We start from the raw sequence: 23306 nt of genomic DNA, 5'->3' as shown, positions 1-23306 counted from the left end.
ATGGCGGTACAGAGCGGACGCGATCTGCTGATCAAGATGGACATGTCCGGCGACGGCACGTTCGAGACCCTGGCGGGACTGCGCGCGACGCGCCTGTCCTTCAACGCCGAGACGGTCGATGTGACCAGTCTGGAAAGCGAGGGCGGCTGGCGCGAGCTGCTGGGCGGGGCGGGCATCCGCAGCGCGCAGATCGCGGGCTCGGGCGTGTTTCGCGACGCGGACAGCGACGGGCGCGCGCGGCAGGCCTTCTTTGACGGCGAGGTTCCGCGCTTTCAGGTGATCATCCCCGATTTCGGGCGCGTCGAGGGGCCATTCCAGATCACCGGGCTGGACTATGCCGGCAGCCATGACGGCGAGGCCACCTACGAGATGGCGCTGGCCTCGGCCGGGGCGCTGAGCTTCGTGGCGCTGTGATGGCCAATGCGCTGCGCGGCGAGGTCGCCGTGGTACTGGACGGCCAGCCCCATGTCGCCCGGCTGACCCTGGGCGCGCTGGCCGAGCTGGAGGGCCAGCTGCAGATAGACGGGCTGGCCGGGCTGGTGGCCCGGCTGGACGAGGGGCGGTTTTCCAGCGCCGAGATCCTGGCGGTCGTGGTGGCGGGCTTGCGCGGCGCGGGCTGGACCGGCAGCGCGCAGGATCTGCGGGCGGTGCAGATCGAGGGCGGGCCGCTGGAGGCCGCCCGGATCGCGGCCCGGCTGCTGGCGCTGGCCTTCCGGGCGCCGGAATGAGCGGGCGCGGCGGATCCGGGGGCGCGGGTCTGGATTGGGCCGGGCTGATGCGTGCCGGGCTGCGCGACCTGCGGCTGCATCCCGACCAGTTCTGGGCGCTGACGCCCGCCGAACTGGCGCTGATGCTGGGGCTGGGCCCGGCAAGCCTGCCCCGCATGACGCGCGACCGGTTGGCGGGGCTGGCGGCCCGATATCCCGATGCGCCCGGACCCTCGGGCGCGCGGAGGAGCGAACCGAAGGGACAGGACGATGGCGATGGGTGAGGGGGCCGGATCCATGCTGGACCGGCTGGACGACGATCTGGGCGGCACCGCCCGCGAGACGCGCGAGTTCCAGGCCGAACTGGGGCGGCTGCGGCAATCGATGACGCTGACCTCGCGCGAGGTGGGCACGCTGAGTTCGGGCCTGGAACGGGGGCTGGGTCGGGCGATCGATGGGCTGGTGCTGGACGGCGGCACCCTGTCGGAGGCGCTGACGAAGATCGGGCGGTCGCTGGCCGACACGGTCTATGGCATCGCGATGAAGCCGGTCGAGGGGGCCCTGGCGGGCACCCTTGCCAGCGGCCTGGGCGGGCTGGTGGGGGGCAGCCTGACGCCCTTTGCCAAGGGCGGCGCCTTTGCGCAGGGGCGTCAGATCGGCGGCATCGTCTCGGGGCCCACCGCCTTTCCGATGCGAGGCGGGCAGGGCCTGATGGGCGAGGCCGGGCCCGAGGCGATCCTGCCCCTGCGCCGGGGCGCGGATGGCAGGCTGGGCGTGGCCGCCGCCGGAGGGGGCGGGTCGGTCAACGTCACCTTCAACATCCAGACTCCCGATGTGGCGGGCTTCCGGCGCAGCCAGGGGCAGATCGCCGCCCAGATGTCGCGCGTTCTGGCGCGCGGCGACCGCAACAGCTGAAAGGGGGCACGAGATGGCCTTTCACGATGTCAGATTTCCCGCCAGCCTGTCCTTTGGCGCCATCGGCGGCCCCGAGCGGCGGACCGAGATCGTCACCCTGGCCAGCGGCTTCGAGGAGCGCAACTCGCCTTGGAGCCATGCCCTGCGCCGCTTCGATGCGGGGATGGGGTTGCGCTCGCTGGACGACCTGTCGGCGGTGATCGCCTTCTTCGAGGCGCGGGCCGGGCAGCTGCACGCCTTTCGCTGGAAGGACTGGTCCGATCACAAGAGCTGCCTGCCTTCGGTCGCGCCCCAGTTCACCGACCAGATCATCGCGGTGGGCGACGGGCAGCGGCGCAGCTTTGCGCTGAGCAAGGCGTACCGGTCGGGGGCCACGGTCTATCACCGGCCCATCGTCAAGCCGGTGGCAGGCACCGTCCATGCCGGGATCGGCGGCAACGAGGTCTTTGTCGAGCTGAACTATACCGTCGATTACGGGGCCGGGCTGATCCTGTTCCATGAGGCCCCCGAGGTCGGGGCCGAGATCACCGCGGGCTTCGAGTTCGACGTGCCGGTGCGCTTCGACACGGACCGGATCGCGGTGTCGGTCAGCTCGTTCCAGGCGGGGCAGGTGCCCAGCATCCCGGTGGTGGAGGTGCGGGCATGAGCGTGACGACGATAGCCCGCGCCTGGTCCCTGCGACGCGGCGACGGGCTGGTGCTGGGCCTGACCGATCACGACGCACCGCTGGCCTTCGGGGGCATCGCGTTCCGCCCCGACCGGGGCCTGACGGCCCGGGCGCTGGTGCAGGGCACCGGCCTGTCGGTCGACAATTCCGAGGCCATTGGTGCGCTGAGCGACGATGCCATCACCGAACGCGACCTGATGGCGGGTCGGTGGGACGGGGCCGAGCTGCGCCTGTGGGAGGTCGACTGGACCGATGTCGCGCAGCGGCGGCTGGTCTTTCGCGGCTCCCTGGGCGAGGTCTCGCGCAGCAACGGCGCCTTCCGGGCGGAACTGCGGGGCTTGGCCGATCTGCTGAACGCGCCGCAGGGCCGGGTCTATCACCCGCGCTGTTCGGCGCGCTTGGGCGACGGGGCCTGCCAGGTCGATCTGGACGCGCCGGGCCTGTCGGTGGAGCGATCAGTCGAGGGGCTGGAGGAGGGGCGGATCTTCAGCTTTTCCGACTTTCCCGCCTTCGATGCCAACTGGTTCGAGCATGGCCGGCTGGAGGTTCAGAGCGGGGCCGCCGAGGGGCTGCATGCGGCGATCAAGAACGACAGCGCCCGTCCCGGTGGCCGGCGCGTGATCGAGCTGTGGTCGGCGCTTGGCCTTCTGCCGGCGCCGGGCGATCAGCTGCGCCTGACGGCGGGCTGCGACAAGGCGGCCCGGACCTGCCGGCTGAAATTCGGCAATTTCGCCAATTTCCGGGGCTTTCCGCATCTGCCTCCCGAGGATTGGCTGCTGGCGCCGCAGGTGACGCGTCATGGATGAGCGGGTCGTCGCGGTGGCCCGCGGCTGGCTGGGCACGCCCTATGTGCATCAGGCCAGCGCCCGGGGCAGCGGCGCGGATTGCCTGGGCCTGATCCGCGGCGTCTGGCGCGAGATCCACGGGGCCGAGCCCGAGGCGCCCCCCGCCTATACCGCCGATTGGGCCGAATGCGGCGGCGCCGAGGTGCTGCTGGGCGCGGCGATGCGGCATCTGCGGCCCGTGGCCCAGGATGCGGCCTGGGGGCCGGGTCAGGTGCTGCTGTTCCGCATGCGGCCCGGTGCGATCGCAAAGCATCTGGGTATCCTGTCCCAGGTCGGCGACGAGGCGCGATTTCTGCATGCCTATACCTCTCATGGGGTCATCGAAAGTCCGCTGACCCCGCCCTGGCGATCCCGGATCGTGGCGCGGTTCCGGTTTCCCTGAGCATTTCGAACAAAGGAGGCCCTGATGGCCACGATTGTCCTGTCTGCCGTGGGGGCCTCGCTTGGGGCGGGCTTCGGCGGTGCCGTGCTGGGCCTGTCGGGCGCCGTGCTGGGACGCGCGGCAGGCGCGCTGGTCGGTCGGGCCATCGACCAGCGCCTGCTGGGCGGCGGGGCGCGGGCGGTCGAGACCGGGCGCATCGACCGGCTGCGCATCCAGACCGCCGGCGAGGGCATGGCGGTGCCGCGCATCTGGGGCCAGATGCGGGTGCCGGGCCACGTGATCTGGGCCTCGCCCCTGGAGGAGATCACCCGCACCGAGGATGCGGGCGGCGGCAAGGGCGCGCCGCGCACGCAGGTCACGCAGATCAGCTATCGCCTGTCGCTGGCCCTGGCCCTGGCCGAGGGGCCGGTCCTGTCGGTCGGCCGGATCTGGGCGGATGGCGAGGAGGTCGCGCAGCGGGATCTGAACCTGCGCATCTACCTGGGCGAGGAGGCGCAGATGCCCGACCCGGTCATCGCCGCGCTGGAGGGCGACGCGGCGCCCAGCTATCGCGGCATCGCCTATGTGGTGCTGGAGAACCTGAGCCTGGAGCCCTGGGGCAACCGGCTGCCGCAGCTGAGCTTCGAGGTGACCTGCCCGGCCCGCGACGGCAGCGGGCTGTCGCGCGACGTGCGGGCGGTGGCGCTGATCCCCGGGACCGGCGAATATGCCCTGGCCACGACCGCAGTGACCGAAAGCGGCGATCTGGGCGAAAGCCGCAGCTTCAACACCAATACGCCGATGGGCGGCACGGATTTCGCCGCCTCGCTGGACGTGCTGGGGCGCGAGCTGCCCGGGGTCGGCTCGGTCGCGATGGTCGTGTCCTGGTTCGGCAGCGACCTGCGGATCGGCCAGTGCGAGGTCCGCCCCAAGGTCGAGTTCCGCGAGGTCGACGGCGCCGAGATGCCGTGGCGCGCGGGCGGCATCACCCGTGCCGGGGCCGTCGAGGTCGCCCGGCAGGAGGGACGCCCGATCTATGGCGGCACCCCCTCGGACCAGTCGGTGATCGAGGGCCTGCGGGCGCTGGCGTCCTCGGGGCGGAGGGCGATCTTCTATCCGTTCATCCTGATGGAGCAGATGGCGGGCAACGGGCTGCCCGATCCCTATGGGGCCGAGGAACAGCCGGCGCTGCCCTGGCGTGGGCGCATCACCACCAGCGTGGCGCCGGGGCGCCCGGGGACGACGGATGGGACGGAGGCGGCGGTCCAGCAGGTCGCGGCGTTCTTCGGCACCGCCGAGCCCGGGCATTTCATCCGCAGCGGCGACCAGGTCAGCTATGCCGGGCCCGAGGAATGGTCCTATCGCCGCTTCATCCTGCATTACGCGCATCTCTGCGCGGCGGCAGGCGGCTGCGACGCCTTCCTGATCGGGTCCGAGATGGTCGCGATGACCCGGATCCGGGGGCCGCAGAACAGCTATCCGGCCGTGGCCGCCCTGCGCCAGCTGGCGGAGGATGTGCGGTCGATCCTGGGGCCGGGGGTCAAGATCGGCTATGCCGCCGACTGGTCGGAATATTTCGGGCATCATCCGGGCGAGGGGCAGCTGTTCTTCCACCTCGACCCGCTCTGGGCGGACCCGAACATCGATTTCATCGGCATCGACAATTACATGCCGCTGTCGGACTGGCGTGACGGCGACGACCATCTGGACGCGTCCTGGGGGCGGATCGACAATATCGATTATCTACGCGCCAATGTGGCGGGGGGCGAGGGGTTCGACTGGTTCTATGCCAGCGAGGCCGACCGCGATGCGCAGATCCGCACGCCGATCACCGACGGGACCTATGACGAGGCCTGGGTCTGGCGCTACAAGGATCTGAAAAGCTGGTGGCAGAACCTGCATTACGACCGCCCCGGCGGCGTGCGGCAGGCGCAGGCAACCGCATGGGTGCCCGAATCCAAGCCGATCTGGTTCACCGAGTTCGGCTGTGCAGCGCTGGACAAGGCGACCAACCAGCCCAACAAGTTCCTGGACGCGCTGTCCTCGGAAAGCATGCTGCCTTATTATTCGAACGGCACGCGCAATGACGGGCTGCAGGCCGCCTATGTCAAGGCGGTGATGGCGCATTGGCGCGATCCGGACAACAACCCGGTCAGTGCGCAGGGTCTGCGGATGTTGGATCTGGACCGCGCGCATGTCTGGTGCTGGGATGCGCGGCCCTACCCGGCCTTTCCGGGGCGCGAGGATCTGTGGTCGGACGGCCCGGCCTGGGAGCGCGGGCATTGGCTGAACGGACGGGCGGGCGCGGTGACATTGCGTGCGGTGGTCGGCGACATCTGCCGGGCGGCGGGGCTTGAGCGTGTGGACGTGTCGGGCTTGTCCGGGGTGGTCCGCGGCTATGCGCTGCAGGGGTCCGAATCGGCCCGGGCGGCGCTGCAGCCGCTGATGCTGGCTCATGGCTTCGATGCGGTCGAGCGGGACGGCATGCTGCGCTTTGTCATGCGCGACGGGCTGGCCCTGGCCGAGATCGGGCCCGAGGATCTGGCGCTGGCCGACGAGGTCACCGGCTTCGAGACGGTGCGGCAGGTCGAGGCCACGCAGCCGGGCCAGCTGCGGCTGAGCCATGTGGCGGCAGGCGGCGATTACGGGGTGGCCACCGCCGAGGCGAGCTTGGCCGATGCCGACCGCCGCGCCGTGTCCGAGAGCGAGTTCGCGATGGTGCTGACGCGCGCCGAGGGTCGTGCCATCGCCGATCGCTGGATCGCCGAGGCCGAGCTGGCCCGGGACACGGCGCGCTTCGCCCTGCCGCCCTCGCGCGCCGATCTGGGGCCGGGCGATGTGATCACCAGCCGGATGCCGGGGCAGGACAGCCGCCGCTGGCGCATCGACCGGGTCGAGCGGGCGGGCGCCATCACCATCGACGCGGTACGGGTCGATCCCGGCCTCTACACCCCGCGGCTGAGCTTTCAGGAGCAGGGCGGGATGCGCCGCTATGCGCCACCGATGCCGGTCTTCCCGGTGATGCTGGACCTGCCGCTGCTGCGCGGCGACGAGGTGCCGCACGCCCCTTGGCTGGCGGTCGCGGCCCATCCCTGGCCGGGCTCGGTCGCGGCCTATGGCTCGGCCGAACCCGAGGGCGGGTTCGAGCTGAACACCCTGTTGCAGCGCCGGGCGCTGATCGGGCGGACGCTGACCCCGCTGGCCCGCGCCCGGCCCGGGGTGATCGACCGGGGTGCGCCCCTGCGGCTGCGGCTGGTCGGCGATCCGCTGCGATCCGTGACCGAGCGCGCGCTGCTGTCGGGCGCCAATGCGCTGGCCATCGGCGATGGCAGCCTGGAGGGCTGGGAGGTGATGCAGTTCGCCCGCGCCGATCTGGTGGCCCCCAATCTCTGGGAGATCAGCCACCGCCTGCGCGGTCAGGCGGGGACGGATGGGGTCATGCCGCCCGTCTGGCCCGCGGGCAGTCTGGTCGTGCTGCTGGATGCCGCGCCCCGGCAGCTGGACCTGCCGCCCTCGGCCCGGGGGCGGGAGCGGTTCTGGCGCGTCGGCCCGGCACTGCGCGCGCCCGACGATGCCAGCTATCGCAGCCTGACGACCGTGGCCCAGGGGATCGGGCTGCGGCCCTATGCACCCTGCCATCTGCGGATGGAGGGGCGCCAGGTCACCTGGGTGCGGCGCAGCCGGATCGAGGGGGATGGCTGGGAGGGTCCCGACATTCCCCTGGGCGAGGAGAGCGAACGCTATCTGCTGCGCCTGATCCGCGACGGCGCGACTCTTGCCGAGGTGCAGACCTCGAGCCCCGACTGGAGCGTGCCCGAACCCCTCTGGGCGTCGCTGCCGCCCGGCCCGATCACGGTCGCCGTGGCCCAATTGTCGCAGACCTTCGGGCGCGGCCCCTTTGCAAGGAGAGATTTCGATGTCCGGTGAAACGACGCGCCTGCAGATGGCGCTTCTGGCCCCCGCGCAGGCCCAGAAGCATGTCACCGTCAACGAGGCACTGATGCGGCTGGACGGCATGGTGAACCTGGTGCTGCAGAGCGTCTCGGTGGCGGTTCCGCCCGAGGCGGTCTTGGACGGCCAGTGCTGGGGCGTGCCGGCCTCGGGCCAGGGCGTGTGGTCCGGGCAGGGGGGGCGGATCGCGGTGGGGGCGAATGGGGGATGGGTCTTTCTGCCGCCCGCGTCGGGCATGCGGGCCTTCGTGGCCGATCGCGGGCTGCAGGCGATCCACGACGGCACGGACTGGGCCGTGGGTGCCCTGAGCCTGGGTGCGGGCGGATCGGGGCTGATGGCCGGGATGACCGAGGGCGAGGTGATCCTGGGCGGCGGCGCCAGCGTCACGACCGATGTGTTCATCCCGGCGGGGGCACTGGTCATCGGCGCGGTGGGCCGGGTGGCCAGCGGCCTGACCGGCACGCTGGCCAGCTGGCGGCTTGGCACCACGGGGGCGCTGAACCGCTTCGGTCAGGGTCTGGGCAAGGAGGAGGGGTCCTGGGCGCGGGGCCTGTTGGGCAGTCCGACGGCCTATTACCAGACCGAGCCGCTGATCGTGACCGCCGAAGGCGGCACGATGACCGGCGGGCGCATCCGCCTGGCGGTGCATTGGCTGGAGATGCGGCTGCCGACCTAGCGCTGCGGATCGTTTTGGGCCCGCCCGTCTTTAACCGCATCGTCATGTGGTTTATGTAAGGGAACCAAAGGATCGGGTGGGCTTCAGGATGAACATGCAACATGTCGACAAGACCCCGCTGGCGCTGGATCGCGACGCGATCTGGTCGCAGTTGCGCGACGAGGCCTCCGCCGCCGTCGCGGGCGAGCCACTGCTGGGCGCGCTGATCCATGCGGGCCTGCTGCATCACCAGAGCCTGGAGGCCGCGCTGGCCTATCGCTTCTCGCTGAAGCTGGCCTCGGGCGAGATGAGCGAGCAGATCCTGCGCGAGATCGCCGATCAGGCCTATGCCACCACCGCGCAGATGGGCGATGCGGCGCGGGCCGATCTGATGGCCGTCTATGACCGCGACCCGGCCACGCATAGGTTGCTGCAGCCGGTGCTGTTCTTCAAGGGCTTCCAGGCGCTGCAGGCCTATCGCATGGCGCATTGGCTGTGGCAGCAGGGGCGCCGCGACATGGCCTATTTCGTGCAGATGCGCTGCTCGGAATGCTTTGGCGTGGACATCCACCCGGCGGCGAAGATCGGCACCGGGGTGATGATCGACCATGCCCATTCCATCGTCATCGGCGAGACGGCGACGGTCGGCAACGACGTGTCGATGCTGCATTCGGTGACGCTTGGCGGCACCGGCAAGGAGGATGGCGACCGTCATCCCAAGATCGGCGACGGGGTGCTGATCGGCGCGGGAGCGAAGGTGCTGGGCAACATCCATGTCGGCCACCACTCGCGGATCGCGGCAGGATCCGTGGTGCTGCATGACGTGCCGTCCTGCAAGACCGTCGCGGGCGTGCCCGCGCGCGTGATCGGGGATGCGGGTTGTCTCGAGCCGTCCTACAGCATGAACCAGCTGCTGGGGATCGAGGATTACACCTAGATCCAGCGCGCGGCATCGCTGCCGGTCAGTTCGGGCAGGCTGATGCGGTCCCGCGCCAGCCGCTCGTCCAGCGCCAGCGCCAGCCGGGGCGCCACCGACAGGCCCTGATAGATCATCGCCGAATAGACCTGCACCGCGCTTGCCCCGGCAGCAAGCTTGTCCCAGACATCCTGCGGATCCGAGATGCCGCCCACGCCGATCAGCGGAATGCTGCCCTGCGTCTCGCGGTGCAGCAGCGCCAGCACGCGGGTCGACCGCTTGAAAAGCGGGCGGCCGGAGAGGCCGCCGGTCTCGGCCGCATGCGGTCCGGTGATGCCGTCGCGCGACAGGGTCGTGTTGGTGGCGATGATGCCGTCGAGGCGCGCGTTGCGGGCGACGGCGGCGATCTGGGCGATCTCGGGATCGGTCAGGTCCGGGGCGATCTTGACGAAGACCGGCACGCGGACGGGCAGGCTGTCGCGCGCCGCCAGCACCCGGTCCAGAAGGGCTGCCAGCGCGTCAGCGCCCTGCAGGTCGCGCAGCTTCTCGGTATTGGGCGAGGAGACGTTGACGGTCACGAAATCCGCCGAGGCCCCCGCGCGGATCAGGACCTGCGCGAAATCTTCGGCCCGGTCCGTGCTGTCCTTGTTGGCGCCAAGGTTCAGCCCGACCGGGATACCCTTGGGCCGGGCGGCCAGGCGGGGGCCCACTGCCTCGGCGCCCTCGTTGTTGAAGCCGAAGCGGTTGATGATCGCCTGATCCCCGGTCAGCCGGAACAGGCGCGGCTTGGGGTTGCCGGGCTGGGGGCGCGGGGTGGCGGCGCCGACTTCCAGGAACCCGAAGCCCGCGCGCATCAAGGGCGCGATGACGCGGCCGTTCTTGTCATAGCCCGCCGCCAGCCCGATCGGATTGGGCAGATCCAGCCCCGCCAGCGACAGCCGCAGCCGGTCCGAGGTGACCGGCGCCCCATGCAGCGGCGCCAGCCCACGTTCCAGCGCGCGGATCGACAGGTCATGCGCGCGTTCGGGGTCCAGGCGGTGCAGCGCCCTGAGGCCGAGGCTTTCCAACAGGCTCATGTCAGGTCCCCGATCTGGTGGCGGCCATCCTGCAGCGGCAGGGGCCGCGACCACAGGACGTCCGACATCGCCAGCGCACGGTAGAGATGCGGGAACAGCGCCCCGCCGCGCGACGGCTCCCACCGCAGGTCCGCACCCATCCGCTCGGCGGCGCAGGCGAGAAGGACCAGCCCCTCGGCCTTCGCGAAATGCCGCTCCAGCGTCACGGGCAGCTGTTCGGCTGTCGAGAGATGGACATAGCCGTCGGCCAGATCGACGGGGGCCCCGGCGGTCTGCCCGTCGCGTTGCATCTGCGCCCATTCGGGCGCGCGGAGAACCTTGTAGATCTGCATGGGGGCATTTGCCGCGCCTTCGGGCATCGGGTCAAGGCGTCATCGTGATGTCATGCGCGACCCCTAGGACAGGGCCATGACGGTTTGACCCGGTGGCGCGGCTGCGCCAAGCTGCGTCATCCGACCGACAGGCCATCTCAGGGAATCACGCATGACACGACGCCTTCTTGCCGCCGCCTCGGTCCTTGCGCTGTGCGCGGGCACCGCGCAGGCGGAGACCGTTCTGCACATCCTTCACACCAACGATGTGCACAGCCGGATCGAGCCGATCAACGCCTATGACAGCACCTGCAGCGAGGAGGAGCTGGCCGCCGACGAGTGCTTCGGCGGGGTGGCCCGGATCGCCACCAAGATCAACGAGCTGCGCGACCAGATCACCGCCGAGGGCGGCAACGTGATCGTGCTGGATGCGGGCGACCAGTATCAGGGAACGCTGTTCTACACGACCTACAAGGGCGAGGAGGTCGTCGAGTTCATGTCGGCCATCGGCTATGACGCGATGGCGGTGGGCAACCACGAATTCGACGACGGTCCCGACGGGCTGGCCGTGCTGACCGACGGGGTCGAGTTTCCGATCCTGTCCAGCAACCTCGATGTCTCGCAGTCCAATGTGCTGGCCGACAAGGTTGCCAAGCACACGGTGCTGGAGGTCGGTGACACGCGGATCGGCATCGTCTCGGCCCTGGCGATGGACACGCCCGAGACCTCGTCGCCCGGCCCATCGGTGATCTTCCAGGACGATGCCGACAGCCTTGCCGCCGCCGCCGCCGAGCTGGCCGATCAGGGTGTCGACAAGGTCATCGCGCTGACCCATGTGGGCTATGTGCGCGATCTGGAGCTGGCCGCCGAAGTGGCGGGCATCGACGCGATCATCGGCGGGCATTCCCACACGCTGCTGGGCGACATGGAGGGGGCGGTCGATGCCTATCCGACCATGGTGGCCGGGCCTGACGGCACCGAGGTGCCGGTGGCGCAGGCCTATGCCTATGGCAAGTATCTGGGTCACCTGACGCTGACCTTCGACGATGCGGGCGTGCTGGTCAGCGCCGAGGGGCAGCCGGTGCTGCTGGACGCCTCGGTGGCCGAGGACGAGGGGATCGCCGCGCGGGTGGCCGAGATGGCCCAGCCCATCGCTGCGTTGCGCGAGGAGGTCGTGGCCAGCACGACGGCGCCCATCGAGGGCGCGCGCGAGGTCTGCCGGGCGCAGGAATGCGAGATGGGCAACCTGGTGGCAGATGCCATGGTCGACCGCGTGGCCGATCAGGGCGTCACCATCGCCATCCAGAACGGCGGGGGCCTGCGCGCCTCGATCGACGAAGGCGACGTGACGATGGGCGAGGTCTATACGGTCCTGCCGTTCCAGAACACGCTGGCCACCTTCGAGCTGACCGGGGCCGACATCATCGCCGCGCTGGAGAACGGCGCCAGCCAGTACGAGGAACAGGCGGGGCGTTTCGCCCAGGTCGCAGGGTTGAAGTACACGGTCGATCCCGCTGCCGAAGCCGGGGCCCGCATCAGCGAGGTGATGGTTCAGGCCGAGGGCGAATGGGTGGCCATCGACGAGGCGGCGACCTATGGCGTGGCCACCAACAACTACATGCGCGGCGGCGGCGACGGATACGCGGTCTTTGCCAGCAACGGGCAGAATGCCTATGATTTTGGGCCCGACCTGGCCGAGGTCCTGGCCGACTATCTGGGCGCGCAGGAGGGGGGATACACTCCCTATACCGACGGCCGCATCACGGTGAAGTAGGCGCTGTCCCGGTTTTGCAGATGACGCCGCCCAGCTTGTTGGCATGGGCGGCGCGATCGGCTAAGCGGTTGACATGCGGACGGGCTTTCCCCTCGCGCGGCCTGGCCAGCGCATCGGTCTTCTGGGAGGGTCCTTCGATCCCGCCCACTCGGGGCATGTCCAGATCAGCAAGGCGGCGTTGCGGCGGCTGCATCTGGACCGGGTCTGGTGGCTGGTGTCGCCGGGCAATCCGCTGAAGGCGCGCGGGCCAGCGCCTCTGGACCTGAGGCTACAGGCGGCCCGCGACCTGATCCACGATCCCCGCATCGTCGTCACCGATCTGGAGGCCAGGATGGGCCTGCGCATGACCGCCGACACGCTGGCCGCGCTGGCCCGTCTTTATCCCGGGGTGCGCTTCGTCTGGCTGATGGGGTCGGACAACATGGCGCAGTTCCATCACTGGGACCGCTGGCGGCAGATCGCGGGGCAGGTGCCCATCGCGGTGCTGGCCCGCCCCGGAACCCGGCTCTCGGCCCGCCAGTCGGTCGCCGCCGGTGTCCTGCGCGCCGCCCGCCTTCCCGAGACCCGCGCGGGCGAGCTGGCCCTGCGGGCGGCGCCGGCCTGGGTGCTGCTGAACCTGCCGATGTCCCCCCTGTCCTCGACCAGCCTTCGCGGGGCAGGGGCATGAGCCTCGGTCGCCGCGCCTTCCTGGCAGCCCTGGGCGCGACGCTGGTGCCTTCGGTGCCAGGCGCGCAGGGGCAGGACCTGCGCCCGCGCCCCAAGCCCGCCCCCGATCCCCGCGACATCCTGCGCCGCGCCGCCCTGCCGGGGCAGGTGACCTATGCCCTGACCGATGGCACCGAGCCGCTGGCCCTGGCCAAGGCGGCACTCCCTCAGGCGCCGGCCAGCACGATGAAGGCGATCACCGCGCTCTATGCGCTGGACCGGCTTGGCCCGGATCGCCGTTTTGCCACCGAGGTGATCCTGTCGGGCGACATGCTGATCCTGGCGGGGGGCGGCGATCCGGTGCTGAGCACCGACGATCTGGCGGATCTGGCCGACCGGCTGGTGGCCACGGGGCAGCCCGCGCCCGCGCGCTTCGGGGTTTGGGGCGGCGCGCTGCCGCAACTGCCCGAGATCGCCCCCGAGCAGGACGACCACCTGGCCTACAATCCTGCCCTCTCGGGCCTGATGCTGAACTTCAACCGGGTGCATCTGGGCTGGACCCGCAGCACCGCCGAGCCGCGCATCCGGGCCGAGGCCCGCGCCGCCCGCCATTCCCCCCAGGCCTGGACGATCACCGCACGGCTCGGCGACCATCCCGGGCTGTTCACCTATCGCCAGGACGCGGCGCAGGAGCATTGGACCATCGCGCGCGGCGCCCTGGCCGTGCCGGGCAGCCGCTGGATGCCGGTGCGCCTGCCGGAACTGTACGCGGCGGATGTCTTCCAGACCCTCTGCCGGGCGCGGGGTCTGGCGCTGCCCGCCGCCCAGGTGATCGACCGGCTGCCGCAGGGCGAGGTGCTGGCGCGCCATGACAGCCCCCCGGTGGTGGCGCTGGTCCGCGACATGCTGCGCTATTCGACCAACCTGACGGCCGAGGCGCTTGGCCTGCAGGCCAGCGGGGCGGCAGACCCGGGCGCCTCGGCCGAGGCGATGCGGCTCTGGCTGGCGGAACTGGGGCAGGGGATGCGGCTGGCCGATCATTCGGGCCTGTCGCAGGGCAGCCGGATCAGCCCCTTCGCGATGACCCGCATCCTGGCCGGGCCGGGGCGCGATCTGCTGCTGGCGCCGCTGATGCGCGCCGACACGGTCGAGCCGCACCCTTCGGACCGCTTCACCGTCGCGGCCAAGACCGGCACGCTGAATTTCGTCTCGAATCTGGCGGGCTATGTCACCGGCCCGTCCGGGGGGCAGGGCGTCTTCGCGATCTTCTGCGCGGATCCCGACCGGCGGCAGGCGGCCATCGGGCAGGAGATGCCCCCGGGCGTCGCGCCCTGGACCCGGCAGGCCAAGGCATTGCAGGGCGATCTGGTGCGCGCCTTCGCGGGGCGGCTGGACGGCTAGACGGTGACGTGGCGCACGCGCGAGGACAGCTCGATCGCGGCGGCATGCAGGCGGCTGATGTTCAGCTGGTCGCGGATCTCGGCCAGCATCATCACCTCGCCCTCGTAAAGCCGCCCGTCGGCCGCGCCCACGTCGCAGGCCAGCGCATAGGCGGTCTCGTACAGCTTCTCGGGCAGCGCGTCGCGGATCAGGCCGAACAGCGCGTCCACACCGTCCTCCTCCTCGAACAGGGTCATCACCGTCTGGCTGATCGCGCGGATTCGGTCGTCGTCATAGGCGGCGAAGACCGGCGCATGATCGACCATGCGCTGGATCGCCACCAGTTCGGACGTGCGGACCGTGTTGTCGGAGGCAGAGACCGCCACCATCACCGCGACCAGCGCGTCGCAGGGGGACAGGGAAGGCAGGTCGATGGTCATGATGGGCCTCGCATGGGTTCGGCGTCAGAATATTGACGATATGCGACGCTTTCAATAAGCCATGCGGACCTCAACAGGAGATCTGCTCATGACCACCCTGCGCGATGCCGCGATGACATCGAAGGCTTGGCCGTTCGAGGAAGCGCGCCGGGTGCTGAAACGGTACGAGAAGAAGGCCCCCGACAAGGGCCATGTCCTGTTCGAGACCGGCTACGGCCCCTCGGGCCTGCCCCATATCGGCACCTTCGGCGAGGTCGCGCGCACCACCATGATCCGCCGCGCGTTCGAGCTGATCAGCGACATCCCCACGCGGCTGATCTGCTTCTCGGACGACATGGACGGGATGCGCAAGGTTCCCGAGAACGTGCCCCAGCAGGACATGATGCAGGCCCATCTGCAACTGCCGCTGACCGCCGTGCCCGACCCCTTCGGCACGCATGACAGCTTCGGCGACCACAACAACGCCATGCTGCGCCGCTTCCTGGACACATTCGGCTTCGACTACGAATTCGTCAGCGCCACCGAATACTATGCCTCGGGCAGGTTCGACGAGACGCTGCTGCGCGCCGCCGAGAAATACGATCAGATCATGGAGGTGATGCTGGCCAGCCTGCGCGAGGAACGCCAGCAGACCTATTCCTGCTTCCTGCCGATCAGCCCGAAGACGGGCCGGGTGCTGTACGTCCCCATCACCCATGTCGATGCCAAGGCCGGCACCATCACCTTCGTCGAGGACGGCCAGGAAACCACGCTTCCGGTCACCGGCGGTCAGGTCAAGCTGCAATGGAAGCCCGATTTCGGCGCCAGATGGGCCGCGCTCGACGTCGACTTCGAGATGTACGGCAAGGATCACAGCACCAACACGCCCATCTATGACGGCATCTGCAAAATCCTCGGCGGTCGCCCGCCCGAGCATTTCACCTACGAGCTGTTCCTCGATCAGCACGGGCAGAAGATCAGCAAGTCCAAGGGCAACGGGCTGTCGATCGACGAATGGCTGACCTATGCGGCGACCGAAAGCCTGTCCTATTTCATGTATCAGAAGCCGAAATCCGCCAAGCGCATGTATTTCGACGTGATCCCCAAGGCGGTGGACGAATACCATCAGCAGCTGCGCGCCTGGCCCGACCAGACCCCAGACCAGCAGCTGTCCAACCCGGTCTGGCACATCCATGGCGGCAAGGTTCCGGCCTCCGACATGGTCGTCTCGTTCCAGATGCTGCTCAATCTGGCCGCCGTCGCGGGCCAGACCGGCAAGGAGGGTCTTTGGGGCTTCATCCGCCGCTATGCGCCCGACGCCTCGCCCCAGACCCATCCCGATCTGGACGCGGCGGCAGGCTTCGCGCTGCGCTACTTCACCGATTTCGTGGCGCCCACCCGGACCTTCCGCGCGCCCACCGACGTCGAGCGCCGCGCGATGGAGGATCTGGCCGCACGCCTGTCCGCGTGGGACCAGCCCGCCGACCCCGAGGCGCTGCAGTCCATGGTCTTCGCCATCGGCAAGGAGCACGGGTTCGAGCCGCTGCGCGACTGGTTCGCGGCGCTCTATCAGGTCCTGCTGGGCGCCGATCAGGGCCCGCGCTTCGGCGGCTTCATCGCGCTCTACGGCATCGACGAGACCCGCGCCCTGATCGAGACCGCGCTGTCGGGCCAACTGGCCGGCACCCCCGCCTGACGCCCAAAACGGACGGCGCCTTCCCCTTCATCTTGGCGGAAATATCCTCGGGGGGTCCGGGGGGCTGACAGCCCCCCGGCCGGCGCCGCCGTTGCGCGACCGGATCGTGCAACGCGCGCGGCCTTCAGCCGGCATTAACCTTTCTTCCCCATTCCTTGTCCCATCGGAACGGGCCGCGGGTCCGGTCCTCAGGGGGATCAGGAAGGGATAGCCGATGAACATAGCGATCACGAACGGGCTTTTGCTGATGCCGCCCGCCTTCAGGGCGGGCCTGGGCGCCTGGTCGCGCACGGACGGCCGGTCGGGCAGCCCGACCTGGGACCAGGCGGCCAATGCCGCGCTGGTACCCGCCGATCAGGATTTCGGGCCCTGCCTGGAAATCGCCAAGCAGCAGACCACCACCAGCATCCGCTTCATGGGCGAGACGCCGATGATTCCCGGCGTCTACCTGCGCATCTCGGCGCGGGTCAAGGCGGTGGCGGGCGCGCTGGCCGGGGTGCGGATCGCGGGCTGGGCGGGCAACGCCTCGCGCAATCCCGTGTCCGGGCTGGTCACCACCGGCCCCACGGTCGCGCTGCAATCCTATGGCGCGGTGGTCGAGGTCAGCGCCATCGTCGGCATAGGCAAGCGCCCGGGCGTCGACATGCCCTGGGGCACGGCCCCCACCTACGGGCATTTCGGGCTGGATCTGGTCGGCGCCAATGGCGGCGCCTTCCGCATCGAATCGATCCGGATCGAGGACATCACGGCGGCCTTCGTGCCCTCGCTTCTGGACTGGGTCGATGTGCGCGATTACGGCGCGGTGGGCGACGGGGTCACCAATGACCGCGCGGCCTTCCTGGCCGCCGACCGGGCCAGCCGGGGCGGTGCGGTGCTGGTGCCCGAGGGGACGTTCTTTATCTCGGGCGATCTGTCGATCGAAAGCCGCATCCGCTTCCGGGGCCGCATCGTCACCCCTGCCGCGACCCGGGTCTCGCTGCTGCGCAGCTTCGACTTTCCGACCTATGCCGATGCCTTTGGGGACGAGACGCTTGGCCTGCAGAAGGCGATCCAGGCGCTGCTGGGCTATACCGACCACATCTCGCTGGACCTCTGCGGGCGCCGTGTCGATCTGGAGGCGCCGCTGATCGTGACCGAACTGGCGCCCACGACCGATGGCTTCTCGAACCGGCGGGTGATCCAGAACGGCTCGATCCAGGCCAAGCCGGGCCCGGCCTGGGAGATCGGGCGCGCCACCAGCGTGGGCACCTACAGCCCCGCGCAGCCCCTGCTGCTGACGGCGGTGGCCAATGTCGCCGCCATCGAGGTGGGCAGCCGCATCAGCGGCAACGGGGTCGGCCGCGAGGTCTATGTGCGCGAGCGCGACGTGGCGCAGAAGACCCTGACCCTGTCGCAGCCCTTCTACGGCGGCGCCGGCACCCGGACCTATTCCTTCGAGCGCTTCCGCTATCTGATCGACTTCTCGGGGATGCGCGAGGTCAGCCGCCTCAATTTCGCCAAGATCGATTTCAGCAGCGGCCGCGTGGCCAGCGGCGTGATGCTGGCGCCCAAGGGCGAGATGATCCAGTTCACCGACTGCTACTTCACCCGTCCCGTCAATCGCGGCATCACCTCGATCGGGCGGGGCTGTCAGGATCTGCTGGTCGACAACTGCCAGTTCCTGTCCGACGACATGGACCTGCCCGCCCAGCAGCGCACCACCATCGCCATCAACACCAATGCCAATGACATCAAGATCCGCAACAACCGCTTCGTGCGGTTCGCGCATTTCCTGGTGGCCAATGGCGGCGGGCACATCATCAGCGGCAACCACTGGTTCCAGGGCGACGGGTCGGGCGAGGGGCTGCGCTATGCCGGGCTGGTGCTGACCCAGCCCAATGTGCAGACCACGGTGAACGGCAATTACATCGACAATGCCTCGATCGAATGGACGAACGAGCACAGCGCGGTTCCCACCTTCACCGGATCTGAGTTCAGCTTTGGCGGGCTGACCCTGACCGGCAACACCTTCCTGTGTTCCAACACCGCGCCCTGGTTCACCTGGATCACCGTCAAGCCCTACGGCTCCGGCCATTTCATCCAGGGGCTGAACGTGGTGGGCAATGTCTTCAAGGCGCTCTTCGGCAACATCACCCGGATCGACCGGGTCGACAGTTCGATCGCGAATCTTAACTATGGCGCCATGCGCAACCTGCAATTCGAGGCGAACACCTTCAACGGCGTGAACACTTATGTGGCCAACCCGCTGATGGTGCAGCTCACCCAGAACAGCAGTTCGGCGACCTGGACGACGCCCGCGCTGACCGGGCTGCCCTTCCAGGCCTGGGCCCGATCGGTGCAGTCCGTGGTGACCGAGACGCCGCTTCTGAGCGCCTCGGGGGCGCGCGTCGATGCCAGCCCCACCGTCACCCCCGAGATCGGGAGCGCAAAGCGCCAGATCCGCCTGACCTGGGCGCAGCCGCTGCGCGGGCGGGTCAGCCTCTATGCCCGGATGGACCGACCGAACTAGGCGCGGCGCCTCCGACCTTGGCAGGGACGGATCCGAGGGCCCGCCGGTCATCCCGGCGGGCCTTGACGGCTTTGTGAAGACTTTACCGTTCACTTGTAAGTCTGGTCAATTTATTGACAAGAATTCCCTTTATAAAAAACATGTTAACTTTTTGTCCCGACTGTGATTAACATCCTTCCCAACGCAGCCCGGCGCGCGGTTCTGGTCAACCGAACCCGCCCCGGGCCTGGCGCATGGCCGAGACGGAGGGGGATGTCATGAGTACCGAAACCATTCAGAAACACGCGATTCCGGCAGGGACCCGCAAGGCCCATGTCGGACCGGGGGAATATGCCCCCCTGTATGACGAATCGATCCGCGATCCCGAGGGGTTCTGGGGCCGCGAGGGGCACCGGCTGGACTGGATCACGCCCTTCACCAAGGTGAAGAACACGAATTTCACCCTGGGTCAGGTCAGCATCAAGTGGTTCGAGGATGGCGTGCTGAACGCCTCGGTCAACTGCATCGACCGCCATCTGGCCACGCGCGCGAACCATACCGCGATCATCTTCGAGCCCGACGATCCGCAGACCCCCGCCCAGCACATCACCTATGCGCAGCTGTCGGAGAACGTGAACCGCTTCGCCAACGTCCTGCTGAGTCAGGGCGTGATGCGCGGCGACCGGGTGGTGATCTATCTGCCGATGATCCCCGAGGCCGCCTATGCGATGCTGGCCTGCGCGCGGATCGGCGCGATCCATTCCATCGTCTTCGCGGGCTTCTCGCCCGATGCGCTGGCCAACCGGATCAACGATTGCGGCGCCAAGGTGCTGATCACCGCCGACACCGCCCCGCGCGGCGGCCGCCGGACGGCGCTGAAATCCAATGCCGACGCGGCGCTGCTGCATTGCTCGGACAAGGTGCGCTGCCTGGTAGTCAAGCATACCGGCGACCAGACCACCTGGATCGAGGGCCGCGACGTCGACGTGAAGGCGCAGATGGCGCAGGTCGCGCCCGACTGCCCGCCGCGCCCGATGGGGGCCGAGGATCCGCTGTTCATCCTCTATACCTCGGGATCGACCGGCAAGCCGAAGGGGGTCGTGCACACGACCGGCGGCTATCTGGTCTATGCCGCGATGACGCATCAGATGGTCTTCGACTATCACGAGGGCGACGTCTTCTGGTGCACCGCCGATGTGGGCTGGGTCACCGGGCACAGCTATATCGTCTATGGCCCGCTGGCCAACGGCGCCACGACCGTGATGTTCGAGGGCGTGCCGACCTTCCCCGATGCGGGCCGCTTCTGGGAGGTCTGCGCCAAGCACAAGGTCACCCAGTTCTACACCGCCCCCACCGCGATCCGCAGCCTGATGGCCAAGGGCACCGACCCGGTCCAGGCGCATGACCTGTCCTCGCTGCGCATCCTCGGCACGGTCGGCGAACCGATCAACCCCGAGGCGTGGAACTGGTACAACGAGCATGTCGGCAAGGGCCGCTGCCCGATCGTCGACACCTGGTGGCAGACCGAGACCGGCGGCCACCTGATCACGCCGCTGCCGGGCGCGACCGAGACCAAGCCCGGATCGGCCACCGTGCCCTTCTTCGGGGTCACCCCGGTCATCCTGGACGCCGCCACCGCCGAGGTGCAGCAGGGCGATCCGGCCGAGGGCGTGCTGTGCATCGCCGACAGCTGGCCCGGTCAGATGCGCACCCTGTGGGAGGATCACCCCCGCTTCGAGGAGGCGTATTTCCAGCAATATCCGGGATACTACTTCACCGGCGACGGCTGCCGCCGCGACGAGGACGGCTATTACTGGATCACCGGCCGCGTCGATGACGTCATCAATGTCAGCGGCCACCGCATGGGCACCGCCGAGGTCGAATCGGCCCTGGTCGCCCATGAGAAGGTCGCCGAGGCCGCCGTCGTGGGCTATCCCCACGCCATGAAGGGGCAGGGCATCTATGCCTATGTCACCCTGATGAACGGCGTCGATCCCAGTGACGATCTGCGCAAGGACCTGGAGAAATGGGTCCGCACCGAGATCGGCCCGATCGCCAAGCCCGACCTGATCCAGTGGGCGCCGGGCCTGCCCAAGACGCGCTCGGGCAAGATCATGCGCCGCATCCTGCGCAAGATCGCGGAAAACGACCACGGCACCCTGGGCGACATCTCGACCCTGGCCGAGCCCGAGGTCGTGGACGAACTGATCGCCAACCGCATGAACCGCGGCTGACGCTTGGCCGGGGCCCGGCCTTCTTCGGGGCCCCCGCAATGTCGCCCGACCCTCCGCCGGGGCGGGCGCGGACCACCACAAGGCGGATCGACCAGATGTCTGAACAGGGAGGGACCCAAGGACATGAGTGACAGACAATCTTCGAATGCCTATTGGCAGGCAAATCTTCGCATCATCTACGTGAGCATCGCGATCTGGGCGCTGGTGTCCTATGGCTTCGGCATCATCCTGCGGCCGCTGATTTCGTCGATCCCGGTGGGCGGGACGGATCTGGGCTTCTGGTTCGCCCAGCAGGGATCGATCCTGTGCTTCATCGTGCTGATCTTCTTCTACGCTTGGCGCATGAACAAGCTGGATGCCGAACACGGCGTGGACGAGTGAGGACCCAGTCATGAGCCAATTCACCCTGAACCTTCTGTTCATCGGCGCGTCCTTCGCGCTGTATATCGGCATCGCCATCTATTGCCGCGCCAAGTCCACCGCCGAGTTCTATGCTGCCAACCGCGGCGTCAGCCCGGTCATGAACGGCATGGCGACGGCGGCAGACTGGATGTCGGCGGCCTCCTTCATCTCGATGGCCGGCCTCATCGCCTTTACGGGCTATGACAACTCGACCTATCTGATGGGCTGGACGGGCGGCTACGTGCTGCTGGCCCTGCTGCTGGCGCCCTATCTGCGCAAGTTCGGCAAGTTCACCGTGCCGGAATTCATCGGCGACCGCTTCTATTCGCCGACCGCGCGCATCATCGGCGTGATCTGCCTGCTGATCGTCTCGATCACCTATGTGATCGGCCAGATGACCGGCGTGGGCGTGACCTTCTCGCGCTATCTGGAGGTGTCGAACTCGACCGGCCTGTGGATCGGTGCGGCGCTGGTGTTCTGCTATGCCGTTCTTGGCGGCATGAAGGGCATCACCTACACGCAGGTCGCGCAATATGTCGTGCTGATCATCGCCTATACCATCCCGGCGATCTTCATCTCGCTGCAGCTGACCGGCAACTTCCTGCCCCAGCTAGGCCTGTTCGGCACGCATGAGGCCTCGGGCATGGCCTTCCTGTCCAAGCTGGACATGCTGGTCACCGACCTGGGCTTCCGCGAATACACCGCGCATCACAACTCGACCCTGGACATGGTGCTGTTCACCATGGCGCTGATGATCGGCACCGCGGGCCTTCCGCATGTCATCATCCGCTTCTTCACCGTGCCCAAGGTCTCGGATGCGCGCAAGTCGGCAGGCTGGGCGCTGGTCTTCATCGCGCTGCTGTATACGGTCGCCCCGGCTGTCGGCTCGATGGCCCGCTTCAACCTGACCGCCACCATGTGGCCGGGCGCGCTGACCGGCGACACCTACAGCCAGCCCGCCGTCTCGCTGGACGCCATCGAGACCTCGCCCGATCTGGCATGGATGCGGACCTGGCAGGCCACCGGCCTGCTGAACTGGGAAGACAAGAACGGCGACGGCCTGATCCAGTACTACAACGACGCCGCCACCGCAGGCCCCGTGGTCGACATGGCGGCATCGCAGGCCCTGGCCGGGAACGAGCTGACCACCGTGAACAACGACATCATGGTGCTGGCCAACCCCGAAATCGCCAACCTGCCGGGCTGGGTCATCGCCATCGTCGCCGCCGGCGGCCTGGCCGCGGCCCTCTCCACCGCGGCGGGTCTGCTGCTGGCCATCTCGGGCGCCGTGTCCCACGACCTGATCAAGGGCACGCTGATGCCCAATATCAGCGAAAAGGGCGAGCTGAACGCCGCCCGAATCTCGATGGCGGCCTCGATCCTGGTGGCCACGATCCTGGGTCTGAATCCGCCGGGCTTTGCGGCGCAGACCGTGGCCCTGGCCTTCGGGCTGGCCGCCAGCTCGATCTTCCCGGTGCTGATGATGGGCATCTTCTCCAAGCGGGTCGGCAAGGAAGGCGCCATCGCGGGCATGATCGCGGGGATGCTGACGACCATCCTCTACATCTTCGCCTACAAGGGGTTCTTCTTCGTCGCCGGGACCAATATCCTGCCCGACACCCCCGATGCCTGGCTGTTCGGCATCTCGCCGGCCTCCTTCGGCACCATCGGCGCGATGATCAACTTTGCCGTGGCCTTCGGCGTCTCGGCGATCAGCCAGCGTCCTCCGGCCCATGTGCAGGAGCTGGTCGAATCGATCCGCGTCCCGCGCGGTGCCGGCGACGCCGTCGCGCACTGACCATCACCGCCGCGTCCCCCCCATCCCGGGGGGCGCGGCATCCTCCGACCCTCGAAAGATTTCCCC

21 protein-coding genes are annotated in these 23306 nt (G+C 68.8%); 18 read left to right on the top strand and 3 right to left on the bottom strand.

Annotation, left to right across the window (positions count from 1 at the left end; all coding sequences use genetic code 11):
* The 10 genes from FA743_RS01855 to cysE all read left to right on the top strand — a co-directional run bounded on the left by FA743_RS01855 (position 1) and on the right by cysE (position 9038).
* A complete protein-coding gene (locus tag FA743_RS01855; RefSeq protein ID WP_136884168.1) occupies positions 1-414 on the top strand; it encodes a phage major tail protein, TP901-1 family in 414 nt (137 codons plus the stop codon).
* The gene (locus tag FA743_RS01850) at positions 414-728 is read left to right on the top strand and encodes a gene transfer agent family protein (protein WP_136884167.1); all 315 of its coding nucleotides are present in this window, start codon (positions 414-416) and stop codon (positions 726-728) included. The genes FA743_RS01855 and FA743_RS01850 overlap by 1 nt, the downstream gene beginning before the upstream one ends.
* On the top strand, positions 725-991 hold the full coding sequence (locus FA743_RS01845) for a rcc01693 family protein (protein ID WP_136884166.1): 267 nt from the start codon (positions 725-727) through the stop codon (positions 989-991). The genes FA743_RS01850 and FA743_RS01845 overlap by 4 nt, the downstream gene beginning before the upstream one ends.
* Positions 978-1622 carry a phage tail tape measure protein gene (locus tag FA743_RS01840; protein WP_425467152.1) on the top strand — a complete coding sequence of 215 codons (645 nt, stop codon included), beginning with the start codon at positions 978-980 and terminating at the stop codon, positions 1620-1622. The genes FA743_RS01845 and FA743_RS01840 overlap by 14 nt, the downstream gene beginning before the upstream one ends.
* A 13-nt stretch (positions 1623-1635) precedes the next feature.
* Positions 1636-2268: a DUF2460 domain-containing protein gene (locus FA743_RS01835; protein WP_136884165.1), complete on the top strand. Its 633-nt coding sequence runs from the start codon at positions 1636-1638 to the stop codon at positions 2266-2268.
* The gene (locus tag FA743_RS01830; RefSeq protein WP_136884164.1) at positions 2265-3095 is read left to right on the top strand and encodes a DUF2163 domain-containing protein; all 831 of its coding nucleotides are present in this window, start codon (positions 2265-2267) and stop codon (positions 3093-3095) included. The genes FA743_RS01835 and FA743_RS01830 overlap by 4 nt, the downstream gene beginning before the upstream one ends.
* Positions 3088-3516 (top strand): NlpC/P60 family protein, encoded by a 429-nt coding sequence (locus FA743_RS01825; protein ID WP_136884163.1) that lies wholly within the window; start codon positions 3088-3090, stop codon positions 3514-3516. The genes FA743_RS01830 and FA743_RS01825 overlap by 8 nt, the downstream gene beginning before the upstream one ends.
* Positions 3517-3540: 24 nt before the next feature.
* Positions 3541-7422 carry a baseplate multidomain protein megatron gene (locus FA743_RS01820; protein WP_136884162.1) on the top strand — a complete coding sequence of 1294 codons (3882 nt, stop codon included), beginning with the start codon at positions 3541-3543 and terminating at the stop codon, positions 7420-7422.
* On the top strand, positions 7412-8122 hold the full coding sequence (locus FA743_RS01815; RefSeq protein ID WP_136884161.1) for a DUF2793 domain-containing protein: 711 nt from the start codon (positions 7412-7414) through the stop codon (positions 8120-8122). The genes FA743_RS01820 and FA743_RS01815 overlap by 11 nt, the downstream gene beginning before the upstream one ends.
* A gap of 88 nt (positions 8123-8210) precedes the next feature.
* Complete coding sequence (gene cysE / locus FA743_RS01810) at positions 8211-9038, top strand: serine O-acetyltransferase (protein ID WP_136884160.1); 828 nt, start codon at positions 8211-8213, stop codon at positions 9036-9038.
* Here the strand turns inward: cysE and FA743_RS01805 are convergent.
* Both FA743_RS01805 and FA743_RS01800 read right to left on the bottom strand, forming a co-directional pair.
* A complete protein-coding gene (locus FA743_RS01805) occupies positions 9035-10093 on the bottom strand; it encodes a quinone-dependent dihydroorotate dehydrogenase (protein ID WP_136884159.1) in 1059 nt (352 codons plus the stop codon). The two genes, cysE and FA743_RS01805, sit on opposite strands and share 4 nt — an antisense overlap.
* Complete coding sequence (locus FA743_RS01800) at positions 10090-10425, bottom strand: DUF952 domain-containing protein (RefSeq protein WP_136884158.1); 336 nt, start codon at positions 10423-10425, stop codon at positions 10090-10092. The genes FA743_RS01805 and FA743_RS01800 overlap by 4 nt, the downstream gene beginning before the upstream one ends.
* A 151-nt stretch (positions 10426-10576) precedes the next feature.
* On the opposite strand from FA743_RS01800, the gene FA743_RS01795 reads away from it, so the two are divergent.
* The 3 genes from FA743_RS01795 to FA743_RS01785 all read left to right on the top strand — a co-directional run bounded on the left by FA743_RS01795 (position 10577) and on the right by FA743_RS01785 (position 14224).
* Positions 10577-12178: a bifunctional metallophosphatase/5'-nucleotidase gene (locus FA743_RS01795; protein ID WP_136884157.1), complete on the top strand. Its 1602-nt coding sequence runs from the start codon at positions 10577-10579 to the stop codon at positions 12176-12178.
* Between the two features lie 73 nt (positions 12179-12251).
* Positions 12252-12845, top strand: a complete 594-nt coding sequence (locus tag FA743_RS01790) for a nicotinate-nucleotide adenylyltransferase (RefSeq protein WP_136884156.1) — start codon at positions 12252-12254, stop codon at positions 12843-12845.
* Positions 12842-14224, top strand: coding sequence for a D-alanyl-D-alanine carboxypeptidase (locus FA743_RS01785; RefSeq protein WP_136884155.1), 1383 nt, complete (start codon positions 12842-12844; stop codon positions 14222-14224). The genes FA743_RS01790 and FA743_RS01785 overlap by 4 nt, the downstream gene beginning before the upstream one ends.
* On the opposite strand, the gene FA743_RS01780 is transcribed toward FA743_RS01785, so the two are convergent.
* On the bottom strand, positions 14221-14643 hold the full coding sequence (locus FA743_RS01780) for a tellurite resistance TerB family protein (protein ID WP_136884154.1): 423 nt from the start codon (positions 14641-14643) through the stop codon (positions 14221-14223). The two genes, FA743_RS01785 and FA743_RS01780, sit on opposite strands and share 4 nt — an antisense overlap.
* A gap of 88 nt (positions 14644-14731) precedes the next feature.
* Here FA743_RS01780 and FA743_RS01775 point away from each other — a divergent pair, with 88 nt between their 5' ends.
* From FA743_RS01775 to FA743_RS01755, 5 genes are all read left to right on the top strand, one after another.
* Positions 14732-16318 carry a lysine--tRNA ligase gene (locus tag FA743_RS01775; protein ID WP_136884153.1) on the top strand — a complete coding sequence of 529 codons (1587 nt, stop codon included), beginning with the start codon at positions 14732-14734 and terminating at the stop codon, positions 16316-16318.
* A 214-nt stretch (positions 16319-16532) separates the two neighbouring features.
* Entirely contained in the window at positions 16533-18827 is a 2295-nt protein-coding gene (locus tag FA743_RS01770) for a glycosyl hydrolase family 28-related protein (RefSeq protein ID WP_136884152.1), read from the top strand.
* A 257-nt stretch (positions 18828-19084) separates the two neighbouring features.
* A complete protein-coding gene (gene acs / locus FA743_RS01765; RefSeq protein ID WP_136884151.1) occupies positions 19085-21040 on the top strand; it encodes an acetate--CoA ligase in 1956 nt (651 codons plus the stop codon).
* Positions 21041-21163: 123 nt separating this feature from the next.
* Positions 21164-21421, top strand: coding sequence for a DUF4212 domain-containing protein (locus FA743_RS01760; protein WP_136884150.1), 258 nt, complete (start codon positions 21164-21166; stop codon positions 21419-21421).
* 10 nt (positions 21422-21431) lie between these two features.
* Complete coding sequence (locus FA743_RS01755) at positions 21432-23240, top strand: sodium:solute symporter family protein (RefSeq protein ID WP_136884149.1); 1809 nt, start codon at positions 21432-21434, stop codon at positions 23238-23240.
* Positions 23241-23306 lie beyond the last annotated feature (66 nt).

This window comes from Paracoccus gahaiensis, assembly GCF_005048225.1.
In the GTDB taxonomy this organism is placed as follows: Bacteria; Pseudomonadota; Alphaproteobacteria; order Rhodobacterales; family Rhodobacteraceae; genus Paracoccus; species Paracoccus gahaiensis.
The sequence above is the reverse complement of the archived record's forward strand: the minus strand, read 5'-3'. Positions and strand labels throughout refer to the sequence as shown.